Source organism: Candidatus Villigracilis vicinus, assembly GCF_016702885.1.
GTDB lineage: Bacteria > Chloroflexota > Anaerolineae > Anaerolineales > Villigracilaceae > Villigracilis > Villigracilis vicinus.
On sequence record NZ_JADJDD010000025.1, the window covers coordinates 317846 to 330565 of the forward strand.

General features: G+C 49.0%; 16 protein-coding genes. 5 read left to right on the forward strand and 11 right to left on the reverse strand.

Annotated features, from left to right (window positions below; all coding sequences use genetic code 11):
• Positions 1-7 precede the first annotated feature (7 nt).
• Genes IPG80_RS17465 through IPG80_RS17485 form a run of 5 tightly spaced genes read right to left on the reverse strand, consistent with a single transcriptional unit; the run spans position 8 to position 5133 of the window.
• Entirely contained in the window at positions 8-1411 is a 1404-nt protein-coding gene (locus IPG80_RS17465; RefSeq protein ID WP_345109541.1) for a radical SAM protein, read from the reverse strand.
• Positions 1408-2301 (reverse strand): hypothetical protein, encoded by an 894-nt coding sequence (locus IPG80_RS17470; RefSeq protein WP_345109543.1) that lies wholly within the window; start codon positions 2299-2301, stop codon positions 1408-1410. Before IPG80_RS17470 ends, IPG80_RS17465 begins: the two co-directional genes overlap by 4 nt.
• Before the next feature lie 11 nt (positions 2302-2312).
• On the reverse strand, positions 2313-3182 hold the full coding sequence (locus tag IPG80_RS17475; protein WP_345109545.1) for a glycosyltransferase family 2 protein: 870 nt from the start codon (positions 3180-3182) through the stop codon (positions 2313-2315).
• Entirely contained in the window at positions 3094-3807 is a 714-nt protein-coding gene (locus IPG80_RS17480; protein WP_345109548.1) for a glycosyltransferase, read from the reverse strand. The genes IPG80_RS17475 and IPG80_RS17480 overlap by 89 nt, the downstream gene beginning before the upstream one ends.
• A 3-nt stretch (positions 3808-3810) precedes the next feature.
• The gene (locus IPG80_RS17485; protein ID WP_345109551.1) at positions 3811-5133 is read right to left on the reverse strand and encodes an O-antigen ligase family protein; all 1323 of its coding nucleotides are present in this window, start codon (positions 5131-5133) and stop codon (positions 3811-3813) included.
• 98 nt (positions 5134-5231) lie between these two features.
• Here IPG80_RS17485 and IPG80_RS17490 point away from each other — a divergent pair, with 98 nt between their 5' ends.
• The gene (locus IPG80_RS17490) at positions 5232-6365 is read left to right on the forward strand and encodes a glycosyltransferase (RefSeq protein WP_345109554.1); all 1134 of its coding nucleotides are present in this window, start codon (positions 5232-5234) and stop codon (positions 6363-6365) included.
• Here the strand turns inward: IPG80_RS17490 and IPG80_RS17495 are convergent.
• From IPG80_RS17495 to IPG80_RS17515, 5 genes are all read right to left on the reverse strand, one after another.
• Complete coding sequence (locus tag IPG80_RS17495; RefSeq protein WP_345109557.1) at positions 6313-6774, reverse strand: DUF2214 family protein; 462 nt, start codon at positions 6772-6774, stop codon at positions 6313-6315. The two genes, IPG80_RS17490 and IPG80_RS17495, sit on opposite strands and share 53 nt — an antisense overlap.
• Positions 6775-6836: 62 nt before the next feature.
• Positions 6837-7784, reverse strand: coding sequence for an NAD(P)H-binding protein (locus tag IPG80_RS17500; protein ID WP_345109560.1), 948 nt, complete (start codon positions 7782-7784; stop codon positions 6837-6839).
• Positions 7785-7795: 11 nt separating this feature from the next.
• Entirely contained in the window at positions 7796-8647 is an 852-nt protein-coding gene (locus IPG80_RS17505; protein WP_345109563.1) for an alpha/beta hydrolase, read from the reverse strand.
• Entirely contained in the window at positions 8644-8919 is a 276-nt protein-coding gene (locus IPG80_RS17510) for a hypothetical protein (protein ID WP_345109566.1), read from the reverse strand. Before IPG80_RS17510 ends, IPG80_RS17505 begins: the two co-directional genes overlap by 4 nt.
• Positions 8897-9790, reverse strand: coding sequence for a TetR/AcrR family transcriptional regulator (locus IPG80_RS17515; protein ID WP_345109569.1), 894 nt, complete (start codon positions 9788-9790; stop codon positions 8897-8899). The genes IPG80_RS17510 and IPG80_RS17515 overlap by 23 nt, the downstream gene beginning before the upstream one ends.
• A gap of 166 nt (positions 9791-9956) precedes the next feature.
• Between IPG80_RS17515 and IPG80_RS17520 the strand changes: the two genes are divergently transcribed.
• From IPG80_RS17520 to IPG80_RS17535, 4 genes are read left to right on the forward strand one after another with little or no spacing between them, the layout of a single operon-like run.
• Positions 9957-10409 (forward strand): hypothetical protein, encoded by a 453-nt coding sequence (locus tag IPG80_RS17520; RefSeq protein WP_345109572.1) that lies wholly within the window; start codon positions 9957-9959, stop codon positions 10407-10409.
• A 1-nt stretch (position 10410) separates the two neighbouring features.
• Positions 10411-10638, forward strand: coding sequence for a helix-turn-helix transcriptional regulator (locus IPG80_RS17525; protein ID WP_345109575.1), 228 nt, complete (start codon positions 10411-10413; stop codon positions 10636-10638).
• A 12-nt stretch (positions 10639-10650) separates the two neighbouring features.
• Positions 10651-11469, forward strand: coding sequence for an NAD(P)-dependent alcohol dehydrogenase (locus IPG80_RS17530; RefSeq protein ID WP_345109578.1), 819 nt, complete (start codon positions 10651-10653; stop codon positions 11467-11469).
• Positions 11470-11522: 53 nt separating this feature from the next.
• On the forward strand, positions 11523-11645 hold the full coding sequence (locus IPG80_RS17535; protein ID WP_345109581.1) for a zinc-binding dehydrogenase: 123 nt from the start codon (positions 11523-11525) through the stop codon (positions 11643-11645).
• 212 nt (positions 11646-11857) lie between these two features.
• Here the strand turns inward: IPG80_RS17535 and IPG80_RS17540 are convergent, their stop codons facing one another.
• Positions 11858-12706, reverse strand: coding sequence for a crosslink repair DNA glycosylase YcaQ family protein (locus IPG80_RS17540; protein WP_345109584.1), 849 nt, complete (start codon positions 12704-12706; stop codon positions 11858-11860).
• Between the last annotated feature and the right edge of the window lie 14 nt (positions 12707-12720).

Consider the following 12720-nt stretch of genomic DNA (forward strand, 5'->3'; position numbering starts at 1 on the left):
GTTTTAGCTAGCGCACAAAATTTCTCAACCGCACTTCGGCGCGGGTCCAACCGAGAAGATAATAAGGTGAAAGCAGCATACCGCGCAGGTCGGTCTTCTTCCACGCCTTGCGCAAGCGGAATTCGTGATGCACTCGCCCATGTAGAATACGATAGAACTCCTGCGGGAACGGTCCATGATAGAGCATAGCAAGATCATCCGAGTCGACCCAGTTTTGTTTTTCGCCCAACTCCAATTTCACACGCTCAAAGAACTTCGTCCCCGGCAACGGATACGAAACCGAAATACCGATGTCATCTGGCATGCATTCGCGCACCATCTTCAAGGTCAACTGCACATCGTCCCAAGTCTCGCCGGGGTAACCGAATTGTAAAAAGTATCCAACCTGAATGCCGTTGGCATGTAACAATTGCGCGGCGCGATAAATATCCTCCACCTTATCGCCCTTATCCATCGCATCCAGAATTTTTTGTGAACCCGATTCTGCGCCTACCCACACGATCTGACAACCCGCCTTCGCAAGAGCCGCGGCAGTTTTTTCGGTCACAAGGTCAGCGCGTTTCAAGCACTTGAAGGGAATCACCGCGTCGTTCTCGATGAGCAAATCCGCAAAGCGCTCCACCCAATTTGGCTTTAAACCAAAGATGTCATCCGCGAACCAAATATGATCCGGCGCAAAATTCTCCTTGAGCCATTTCATTTCCGCCGCCACATTCTCGGGTGAGCGTGAATTGTAGCGCTGCCCCCAGATCGGTTTGGCGCACCAATTGCAATGATAGGGGCAGCCACGCGTCGTGACCATATTCATTGAAAAATACCCATGACGTTCCAGCCAGAGTTTTTTATATTTCTGCACATCCACCAAGTCCCAGGCAGGGAACGGCAAGGCATCAATATTTTTGATATCAGGACGGCGGGATGGATGAAGTGTGAGACGCGAGGCAAGACCGATCACGCCACTCGCATCTTTCCCCGCCGAAAGTTGACTCAGTAATTCTGCAAGCGTTTCTTCGCCTTCACCGAGGATGCAGTAATCCGCGCCTTGTTCCAGATATTGATCGTAATGGTCGGTCACATCCGCCCCGGAAAGGATGACAATACAACCGCGTTCCTTCGCCATATGGATCATTAGATTCGCGGCTTCACGCATCCGTGAGAGACACATCTTGGATAGATAATTAAAGTTATCCTCATAGATCACCGCATATTTGGGCATATGCTCGTCTAAAGCCTGCGCCCATTCCTGCTCAGACTCTGCCAACATGGCGTCGAACACCGCAACCGTATATCCTTTTTCACGGATATAACTTGCTGCATACAAAGTCCCCAACGGCGGGTAAGGCTGCATGGCGCGCCAAAGCTTTGGGTCAAAACGCAGGTAATAGGATTGACCAAATAAGACCTGGGTCATGATCGATTCTCTCTTTCAACCAATAGGTCAAGGCGTTCGCGAAAAGACTGGTCAGTTAATGAATGATGATTATGAAAATTACCCTGACAGAGATCCACCGAGAAAATCGCCTCTGGACCCGTTCCGTATGTGCGGGCGATCTTACGGGTCTGAAATTTCATTGCCCATGCTTCCAGGATGTCCCCGATTTTTCCACGAAAGAAAAACTCGATTGATTTCTGAAACAAGGAATTAACTTCTTTTACCACTGGAGTATGCACTGGGAAAGACTCCGCATTCGGTAAAAAGGATTTGATCCAGACGTTAAGTTGCCGTAATTGAAAGTACACTTCCATGCCGGTGATGGGGATCATCTGACACATTTCACGGGCAGAATACAGATCGTGCGAATGCCATGCCAGCGCCGATTTAGATATGAGCAAATTGACGCAGATACGGTCACCAAACAAGCGCATGAAACGTCCAAACGTAACCACAAAAGCACGAGCCAGCCATAAACGTCCCGGCTGGGTGATGAGCAGGTAATCCATGTCAGCATCTTTGGAAAGATTAAGGACAGCGAGAGAACCTGTCAGTGCCACCATGCGAACGAATGGAAATACACCTAGGAGGCGTCCATAAACAATTGCGCGCTTAAAGGCAGAACGGGAAGCAGCCTCGCGCTCCCGTCGAACACCCACAATGGAACGGCGATGTGAAAGAAAATAATATCCCTCAAAGGTTCCAACAGCGGAAAGAATATTAATGCGATTTTGCATCTCTTCCATTTCCGCCAGGCAGGTTAGATAGCGATGCAGTTCGCCCAATGTCAGCGGGTAGTCGAAGACGTCTGAATATGCCAAGGTTTCAAGAACGGCGCTTTCAAGAGATGTGGAAGAGGTCTGAGACAAGATAAGGCTCGTTAGGGAGAGGCAGGTTCCGGGTCTATGGTGAGGCGGGTGGAAATGGATTGATACAGGGTAAAGCCGGAGAAGAAGAATAAACCCGCAGCGAAGAAAAAGGCATAGATCATCATTAAATAATAACCTGAATTCCACGCCAGCCAGACAGACCAGAGATTTAAACATCCAAGCAGGGCTTCGAGCAAGACCAGCACATCAAAGCGGATCTGGTAACGATTGCCCTGCCAGGATTGCGAACGCTGCGTAATGCCAAATTTAGGTGTGCGCTCAAAGGGAACAACTTCTTTTTTTACGATCTGGATCAATGCCCGCACAGTGTTAAGTGCCATACCGGAAGCGAACATGGAGAGTAGAAGAATAACGGGGAGCGATAAGAACCAGCGGCGCTTGAGAAGATGTTGGGCGGCAATAAAATACAAAGCGGGGGCAATCGCAAGGATGTTCATCAAGAAACCGAAGCCGATGGGTGAAAGCAGGCTTGGGTACTGCCTTGCGATCATCAACAAGAACGGGTAACAAAGCATAAGTAGAACAGTTAGTAAATGCAATAGATAGCCGGTAAGATGAAACGTGGCTTGTAATTTGCGGGCGAATGAGAAGTCGCCGCTCCAGAGGATGGGAAGGTATTTCATGGCACATTCCAAACTCCCGCGCGCCCAGCGATATTGCTGGCGGCGGTATGCTGTGAAACTGACGGGCAATTCGGCAGGTGCTTCCACGTCAGCGGCGAAACGCGCCGACCAGCCGCGCAGAAAGGCACGATAGGAAAGGTCCATGTCTTCAGTGAGGGTATCCGGCATGCCAGCCACCTGCATCAAGAATGGCGGACTTACGCCACACGCCCGCAGTGCCATTGAAATTGAAGACATAGCCAGTATTGGAACGCGCAAGTTGATCAATGGCAAAATGCGCATCCAGCGAAAAGGATTGCAAAAGGGTCAGCAAAGAATAGTCGCGGTTCAAGTGTCCCCAACGGGCTTGCACGAAGGCAACATTCTGCTCAAAACGAGGCAGCATTTGCAACAGAAAATTCTTTTGGGGCAGGAAGTCGGCATCGAAGATGGCAACAAATTCACCATGGGCAAGGGCCAGTCCGTTGGCGAGCGCACCGGCTTTAAAACCTTCACGGTTCTGACGATGCAAGTGAACGATATTGATTCCTTGCAAGCACAATTCATTAACTTTCCGGGCTATCAAGGTTTTGGTTTCATCCGTCGAGTCGTCAAGCACCTGAATTTCTAGGCGGTCGCGCGGATAATCCAATGCAGCACAAGCGTCAAGCAGACGCTCCGCCACATACCATTCATTGAAGATCGGCAGCTGCACGGTAACGACCGGCAGAACTTCCAACACGGGCGAGATGGCAGCCTGCATACCCCGGCGGTTCTTCAGGCTGAGCACCATCAAATAGAACAGGTTAAGAACATATGCGGTTAATGCCAGCATAACCAAGGTGTACGCAACCAACAGCGGGGCAAGCAGATATTGAAGCATCTTCTAACCCGCCTTTTCCAACGCCGTAGAATACAAGCCCCAAGCCAGCCATTGCCACAAACGACCCGGCGCATACATCCAAGTATAGTAGTCGAATAGATTCACCATCGTAACGGCAAGCAGTAACGCTATAGTCCCCAAAACCGGCGGATGCAGCATGTACTTGCGCCAGCGCAACAAGAACAGGATAAAGGGCACCATAGAAAGCAGGAAATAAAAGATACCGCCAACAACGCCAGTTTCCAATGCAGAAAGCAGGGGGATGAAATGCGGCGGTTGAAAATTGACACGGAAGTTTTCAAAGCGCAGCTTCATGGCAAGCGGCGAAGCCCCCAGACCTACACCGATCGCGGAATGCTCTACGAACAATGTATTTCCCGCATTCAATAGGTACGCACGTTCATTCATTGGCTGGTCTTCGGCAACATTTCCAGAATTAATGCGCTGGTTGAATACTGAAAAGTGACCGATCAAAAATGGAAGTGAGGCTGTCAGGCTGAATACACCGACCAAAAAGGAAAGTTTCAAGGCGCGCCAATCCTTCAGATATACAGTTGACATCAAAAGAAAACCTACAGCAACAAAAAGACCCACCCACGCCGAACGTGAAAAGGTCAAAAGGAGTGCCGGAAACATAAAAACAAAAGCAATCGCAGCAAGGGCTATTCGACCTTTGCTCTTCCCGGTCATCACCGTCGTCCACAGAATTACCAGCACAAATGCCAGGCAACCACCAAGGATATTTGGATGATCTGTCAATCCATAGGCACGCAAGAAACGTCCGCTTGCAATCGGGATGATACTAGTGCCCAAAACCTGCGGGTCTAGCACATGCTCACCAAAAGCCTGCAATCCCAACGATGATTGCAAAAGTGACTGCCCGAGCGCCACCGGAGCCTGAAGCAATCCCTGCAGTCCAACCGGGATGACGACCCCAATCACCGAGGAGACCTCGTTGACAATATATAAGTAAAAAAACAGCAGCCCGGTAAAACGAACAGCATGATATTGGGTAATGACCGGGTCTACGCTGCCCAAGGCAGAAAGCCAGCCGGAAAGAGTTAGCCCCACTAAGAGTACCCACAGAAACTTGTTTCCCACGCTTACTTTTCGCGGTTCAATGATCAAGTAAGCTGCCCAAAACGTGAGCATGAAAAGCAGGGCAAAATCGCTCGCGTAAAAAAGAAAATCAGTGTAATCTGAATAGATTGGAAAGAACGGTCTCTCCCACAACACCAGGCGAAAACGAAACGGCATAAGCAGGATCGTCAAGGCAAAGAAGAGGCGCGCAACAAATTGAAAGAAACGGGAGGGAGAATTATTCACAACAGTAAATTTGACCTAAGTTATCTGAATTGCAATTATAATCTGTCGCCGGTTATGTTTCTCCCAACTCACATCCAAAACTCACATACAGGTACTGCATGAAAATTGCCATCGTTCACGAATGGCTGAGCGCATTTGGCGGCAGCGAACGTTTGCTGGCACAACTCTTGCGGCTCTTTCCACACGCCGATGTCTTTGCGCTGACTTATTTTCCTGCAAACTTTCAGAATACAGAACTGGCACAACTACGGGTTCAGACCACGTTCATGCAGAAGATCCCGCATATCGAACGCCATTACCGCAAACTGCTGCCGATCATGCCGTTCGCCATTGAAACATTGGATGTGAGTGAGTACGACCTTGTCATTTCGCTTTCACATGCCGTGGCGCATGGCGTAAAAACTCACAAGCAACAGTCCCACATCTCCTACATTTCGACTCCCATGCGCTATGCCTGGCACATGCGGGATGACTATTTGAAACTGCACCACCTGGATAAATCGATCATCCGCCTCGCCGCAAACGGGACCCTGAGTCTGCTCCGCCGCTGGGATACCTGTGCCTCCGTCCGATCCGATTCGCTCATCGCCAACTCCGCCTGGACGGCAGGTCACATCCGTAAAGCCTGGGCGAGAGACTCACAAGTCATTTATCCTGCAGTTGACGTTGACCGTTTCACACCCGCTGCCGATCGCGGTAATTTTTATTTGCTTGTCTGCCGCCTCGTGCCTTATAAACTGGCAGCGGAGATCGTCAAAACCTTCAATATCTTGAAATTGCCGCTCGTCATCGTCGGAGATGGTCCCGATTTGCAAAAAATACAACGCCTCGCAGAAGCGAATGTGCGGGTCATGGGGTATCAACCAGACGCAGTCGTCACCGAATTGATGAACCACGCCAAGGCATTCGTCTACATGGCGACCGAGGATTTTGGCATCGCCATGGTCGAAGCACAAGCAGCAGGCTGCCCTGTCATCGCGTATGGCATTGGCGGTGCCTCAGAGATCGTTCTGGACGGTGAAACCGGCTTGTTGTTTCAGGAACAGACGTCCCATAGTTTGATCGAGGCGGTTCTTCAATTCCAATCCATGAAATTAAACAGCGAGGCTGCGTCGATCAACGCAGCCCGCTTTTCATCTGAAAGATTCAGAAGTGAATTTTCTGCTCACATGGATTCGGTCACGAAAGCATCCACACGGCGCGTGCCATCGCAGGGGCGGCAAACAGAATAAGCGCCAGCCCAACTACTTCCAACGTCAACAACAGTCGGGTGGTCTTGAATTCCTGTTCGGGGATTTCTGGTGCCATGCCCTTGCCGAGCGTCGCATTCCATTTGATGTAACGAATGGTTGGATAAACTGAAAGCAAGCCGACAACTACAAACAACGCCATCTTGATCCAAAAAAGCAGGTTGTGCGAGTAAAAGGTTGCACCTTTTTCAAACAAGAAGACGCGCAACAATCCAGCCACCACGAGCAAGCCCGCAGAGATGCCATACCATAAATCCACCTGTTGGATGCGACGTGCTTCAACCACAGACATTCCTTTATGATACGCAATAAACTCATAGATCAAACAAGCCGTGAGAACGAACGCGCTCAGATGGTGCAGAGTTGCCATTAAAGATGCTGCGATCAACATAAATTCTCTCTCCTTTTATCTGTCCATTACGACTGACCGACTACTTAGGCTAAAACCATAACTTACTTTTGAGGGTGGCTCTTATACCAGGCAACCGTCGTTTTGATGGCATCCTTCATGGGTGTGGCTTTCATTCCAAAGGTTTTCTCGAACCTGCTTGAATCCACAATGAACGGTTTTTCGAATTCATACATCATCTCCACGGATTCTTTCGCTTCGGGTATGAACAACCCACCCATCCACATCATGGCTTTGCCCATCGCACTGACCTTGAGGGGCAGCCCTAATTCATCCGCGATCATCTTTGCCATTTCGCGCTGAGTGACACGCGGATTGTCATTGGGCACATGCCAGGCATGACCATCTGCTTCGGAACGTTCACCCAGAATAACCAGCGCCTTTCCGAAATCAGGAATAAAGGTGTGTGTGTGCGGAATATCTATATTGCCAACCAGACTCGCCGCTTTGCCCGCGATCATCGGGTAAAACGTGCGTTCACCCATTGCCGCAGTTGGCAGCCCCCACGGACCAAAAAAATCAGACCCGCGCGCCGCCGTCACTTTCAACTTGCCGGCTTTATGGGCTTCAAAAGCAGCCTTGCTCATTTCGCTACGCGTCTTCCCTTTGCGGGTGTGCGCATTATGCGGCATATCTTCAGTCATCGAACTGCCGTTAACTTCGCCATACATGTACAGATTCTCAACCAACACCAATTTAGCTTCGCTTCCCGACAACCCATCAATGATCGATTTTTGCAGGGATGGGAATTTTTCGGGCCACTGTGTATATTCCGGCTGTGATGCCTGATACACCACCTTCGCTCCGCGCGTCACTTCCTTGACCTTGGCTGAGTCGTACAGGTCCGCAGAGACCACTTCCACGCCAGCAGGTGTTTCGTCCATTTTGCCCGAGCGGCTTACCATGCGGACAGTTTCTCCACGCTTTACCAATTCATTCGCTGCAGCGCGACCGATCGCACCCGTACCCAATACAACATGATTTACAGACATTTTCTTTTCTCCTACTTCAACCAATCCAAAATAATTTTGTTCACTTCTACAGGCTTTTCCTGATGCACGAAATGATCGGCATCGAGCATCACGGTCTTTGGTTCATGTTTGAGCCAACGGGCATTATGCTCATGTCCTGAAGCGAGTAAGAAACGATCACGCTTTCCGTGAATGACCAGGGTCGGCGCTTCAATGATCGGCAGCGTTTCGTCCAACGCATATGGCTCACGCGGATAATTCAACTGATAGAACGAAGTGATCGCATCCGCATCCGTGCCGCGATCTGCGCTCCAATACAAAGGCAATGCAGGCATATCCATCAACAACCCGATCTGCCAGGGGCGAAACATCGGACGCGCACCCTCAACTTGCATCTTCCGCGCGTATTCGCTGGCTTCGTGCTGAGCGCCATGTTCCGCCAATTCTTCGCGCATCGCGTTCGGATGAGGCACACTCAAAATGACAAGCCGCTCCGTCATTTCAGGATGGAGCGCAGCGAAGTGCCATGCCAGCCAAGCCCCCGCATCATGACCGACGATCACCGCCTGTTTCCGTCCGAGATGCCGGATCAACGCCGCAACATCTTCCACCAATCGCTCCACCCGATACCCATCCGTGGAAGCAGGCTTACCCGATCCGTTAAATCCGCGCTGGTCAATTGCCACTACCTGATAATTCGCGGAAAACGATCTGATCTGATGCCGCCACGAATACCAAAATTCAGGAATACCGTGTAGCAAAACAATTAACTGACCTTCGCCCAAGGTGACATAATGCTGGCGAATGCCATCGTTCTCGAAGTACCCATCCTGCACATGCCGGGTAACAGGATGAGTGAACATCCAACTTTTTGCGAACCTCATTGAGTCACCGGCGGGGCAGGCATTTTGAAGCCTGATTGCATGGTATCCGGTGCGGTCTTCCCAGAAGCCTGCAAAGGTGACGGATATTTCACCTTGGACTGCTTGCCCTCCACCAACAGACGGCGATGGGCTTCTTCCCAAGTGGGAAGTTCTGTGCCTTCCTGCTGCCAACGAGTGACGGAGGCTTCAGAGCACATTTCTGAAAGAATGCGCATGGCGATCTGATGCGCGCCTGAGCTGCGATATTTTTCATCGCCGACTCTTCTTTCCAAACGGTCTTTGTCCAAACGACGTTATTCTTCTCAAAGCGAGTATCGACACCAACGATGCCTTCAGATTTCTGAGCCTGCATACTCGTACGCATGGCGTGATACGTAAAAAGCGGCATAAGAAAAATCGAACGGACTCGTAAACGGGTAATAGAAACTGTGTACATAACAAAACTCCTTTGAAGTTATTTTTTATAAATTGTTTGATGAGAGAATCGATCTCAAAGCGGTAAAGTGCAGAGCCATCCACACCAAAGGGCGGCATATTGCCAGAAACTTCCAATGAGACCAAGCCATGCACACGGCTCCAGATGATCATGGCAACAGATAGCGAGAAGATGTCATAGTCACCGGCAAAGCCACGCCAGACATCAAACATAGATTCATAACCAGGTTGTATGGAGGGAAAATTTTCCGTTTGTAATTTATTGGCTATCCGCAATTCGTCTATAACGCTGACTAGGGCACTTAAAGAACGAGCGGCGGAAGGCAGTATCTCCATCAATGGAGCTTTATAGCCAGGGATGGGCGTGCCAAAGATCAACTGATAGCGTTGTGGATAGTCCAACGCCCACTGTCGGTAAGAATAGCCAATCGCACGCAAACGTCCCGCCAGGTCATCCCCTGCCTGAGCGTCGCGTGAGACGATCTGGTAATCTCCAAAAGAAGTGTAGGCATCAATGATCAGTGCGGTCACAAGCGCATCGCGATCTGGGAAGTAGTTGTAAATGGCAGGCGCGGTGATCTTCAATTCACGAGCAATGGCACGCAATGAAAGCGCCGCTGCACCGAACTCGGCGATCTGTTTCCACGCCATGTCTTTGATGGCTTCTTGTAAATTTGGGATCTGAGTCTTTTTGCTGGGTCTGACCATGTTGGCTCCTGTTTTAACTTACAGTGTAAATATACAGTGTTTATTTATTACAGTCAAGGGGAAAACAGGTGATAAAAGTATCAATTTCCAAAGTCGATGTAAAAAAGTATTGACTTAATGTAAGTTATAGCTTACATTATGAATACTAAAGCATACAGGAGCAAAAATGTCCTACCAAGAGAAAAACATCACCGTGTCGTTAGTTAGCCATTTATTCATCATGGTCTACTATCTGGTCAACCTGTTCCCCATCATCCAATCTGGCGAGTGGATCGCGGGAAAGTTATATGGTTTGTGGGCAATCGTGATCGGTGTCAACATCCTCGTCACCATCATCGGCAGTATTTTGACAAATATCCTGCTTACGATCATTGAATCTATTCGGTCGCAGAAATATGAAGACCCGCGCTTCATCACTGACGAGCGAGATAACTTGATCGAGCTAAAAGGCATCCGCGTTTCATATATCATTTTTTCAGTCGGTGTACTAATCTCTATCTTTGCCTTCATTTTCGGTCAACCCGCATTGATGATGATCAGCTTGATCTTCGTCTTCAGCATCCTTGCTGAGATTGTCGGGGATATTACCCAGATCACCCTCTACCGCCGAGGGCTGTGACATGGAGAAGCGACAAGTCCGCAACAACATCCGCAAATTGCGCTTCCAAAATAACGAAATGACCCAGGAGCAGTTGGCGGAAAAAGTCGGTGTGACGCGCCAAACCATCATTGCACTGGAAGGTGGAAAATATGCTCCATCGCTGGAATTGGCGTTCCGCCTCTCTCTCGCTTTTGGCTTGCCTCTGACCGAAGTGTTTTCGTACGAAGCTGAAGAAAAATCTACCTAAAAGGAAATAAGCATGAAAGCAATTACCTATACTGAATATGGCTCCCCAGATGTTTTAAAATTACAAGAGATCGCTAAGCCAGAACCAAAAGACAACGAGATTCTGATCCGCATCCGCGCCACGCGAGTCAACTATGGAGACATGCTTGCTCGAAAATTCGGAAGCGTAACAACTAAAGAATTCAACATGCCGGGTATTCTGCTGCTCCCCGCGCGAATGGACTTTGGCATACGCAAACCGAAAAAATACGTCCTTGGCAGTGAATTCTCTGGCGTGATCGAAGCCGTTGGCAAGGAAGTAAAACGGCTCAAAATCGGTGACGAAGTCTTCGGCTATCGCGGACCACTATTCGGCGCATACGCAGAATATCTCTGCATGCCCGAAAGCGGGCTCGTCACCCACAAGCCTGCCAATATGAGCTTCGAAGAAGCCACACTGATTCCTTATGGAGCGTTGACGGCGCTGAGTCATCTCAAGAAGATGAATATTCAACCGGGACAGAAAGTTCTAGTCAACGGCGCTTCGGGCGGCATCGGCTCGGCAGGCGTTCAGCTTGCCAAATATTTTGGTGCAGAAGTGACTGGCGTTTGTGGCACGAATAAACTGGCATTCGTCCAAGCCCTCGGTGCGGACAAGGTCATTGACTACACTAAAGAAGACTTCACCCAAAACAGCGAAAAATACGACCTGATCTATGACATTCTCGGTAGAAGTTCGTTTGATAAGAGTCAATCCTCACTTACCCCTAAAGGCATTCATCTTTATGCCAGTTTCAAAATGAAGCAGGTAATCCAAATGATACAGACGTCCAAGTCAACGGGCAAAAAGTAATCTGTACTTTTTCTTCTGAAACTCTCGATAATCTCAATTTCATCAAAGAACTTGTGGAAGCCGGAAAATTCAAGACCGTTATCGATAAGAGGTTTTCACTGGAAGAAACCGCCGAAGCGCATCGATATTATGAATCTGGGAAGAATACGGGGAATATAGTAATCTCAGTCAGTTAGAAAAGACCTCGGAGGTTTTGAGAAGTTTCGAAAGAGGAAAATCTCCGAGGTCTGCTTATATACCCCAAATTGCACTTAAAGGGCTTGCGTCAAAGAATTTAACGCAAAGGCGCAAGGTCGCAAAGAAAAGACTTTAAATCTTAGCATCTTAGCGACTTTGCGTTAAAAAATTCCGACAAACTCCGCTAAAAGATACATGGTAGTAACTTGAGCTATATAACTTCTTTAATCGCCACCCACTCCCCCGCGGATTTAGGGTGTTCTGCCGGGATCAAAACTCCATTCTCCATTAACTTATTAACCGATTTCTTCACGACCTCATTCCCCCACCCAAACAATTTCTGCACATCGCGGATTTGTGCCGCACCGACCATATCAAAATACAACTCAATTAGTTTCATCCGCGCCTGCGATTCGGTGATCTTGCGCGCCTGCTCGGCAAGCTCAGGGAAATGGCTGGTGGTAATTGCATAAATATGCGAATATTTCCATGCGCCCGCCTGTGCCACACCGACGGGTAATATCTTAAAATCGCGTTGTAAATATTCCAACGCCTTATTGAATTCCGAATCTTTGGCATTGGACAACTTCGCCTCTTTGCGCAAGTCCAGTGTGTTCATGGCACCTTTATCCAGCAAAGCTTCATAGACTTGTTTTGCAGATTGCGGCAAGCGTCCTTCTTGATAGGCAATCAAGTAATCTTCTTCAGGGGAGCCATAATTTTCAGACAAGGCATAAAAATAAGGGGCAATCTCCAGCGAAATCATGGTCGCTTTACCGCGTAGAATCTTCCCGTAATACCAGATCTTTTTATCGAGCGCATTATCTTTCCAGCCCCAGGTGATATGACCTGGATCGTCGTGTTTATCTGCAACAGGTCTATCGCCCGCAACCGCCGTCCACAAGGAAGGCAGGTCGATGCCTTTGATGGGCCAGAAATAGACAAAGCCGCGTTTGTTCACAAAGCTCAAAGCTGAGGCGGGAGATGAAACCCGTTTTTGTGGAGGCAAGTTGAAGGTCCGCGTGCGAAGCGCCTGTAATTTTTTCAAATTGATAATCATGTTCCTGATTCTAT

Coding starts and splice junctions, on each gene's coding strand:
- IPG80_RS17465 (WP_345109541.1), bottom strand. CDS start 1,411: ATGACCCAGGTCTTATTTGGTCAATCCTATTACCTGCGTTTTGACCCA.
- IPG80_RS17475 (WP_345109545.1), bottom strand. CDS start 3,182: ATGTCTTCAATTTCAATGGCACTGCGGGCGTGTGGCGTAAGTCCGCCA.
- IPG80_RS17480 (WP_345109548.1), bottom strand. CDS start 3,807: ATGCTTCAATATCTGCTTGCCCCGCTGTTGGTTGCGTACACCTTGGTT.
- IPG80_RS17490 (WP_345109554.1), top strand. CDS start 5,232: ATGAAAATTGCCATCGTTCACGAATGGCTGAGCGCATTTGGCGGCAGC.
- IPG80_RS17495 (WP_345109557.1), bottom strand. CDS start 6,774: ATGTTGATCGCAGCATCTTTAATGGCAACTCTGCACCATCTGAGCGCG.
- IPG80_RS17500 (WP_345109560.1), bottom strand. CDS start 7,784: ATGTCTGTAAATCATGTTGTATTGGGTACGGGTGCGATCGGTCGCGCT.
- IPG80_RS17505 (WP_345109563.1), bottom strand. CDS start 8,647: ATGAGGTTCGCAAAAAGTTGGATGTTCACTCATCCTGTTACCCGGCAT.
- IPG80_RS17515 (WP_345109569.1), bottom strand. CDS start 9,790: ATGGTCAGACCCAGCAAAAAGACTCAGATCCCAAATTTACAAGAAGCC.
- IPG80_RS17520 (WP_345109572.1), top strand. CDS start 9,957: ATGTCCTACCAAGAGAAAAACATCACCGTGTCGTTAGTTAGCCATTTA.
- IPG80_RS17525 (WP_345109575.1), top strand. CDS start 10,411: ATGGAGAAGCGACAAGTCCGCAACAACATCCGCAAATTGCGCTTCCAA.
- IPG80_RS17530 (WP_345109578.1), top strand. CDS start 10,651: ATGAAAGCAATTACCTATACTGAATATGGCTCCCCAGATGTTTTAAAA.
- IPG80_RS17540 (WP_345109584.1), bottom strand. CDS start 12,706: ATGATTATCAATTTGAAAAAATTACAGGCGCTTCGCACGCGGACCTTC.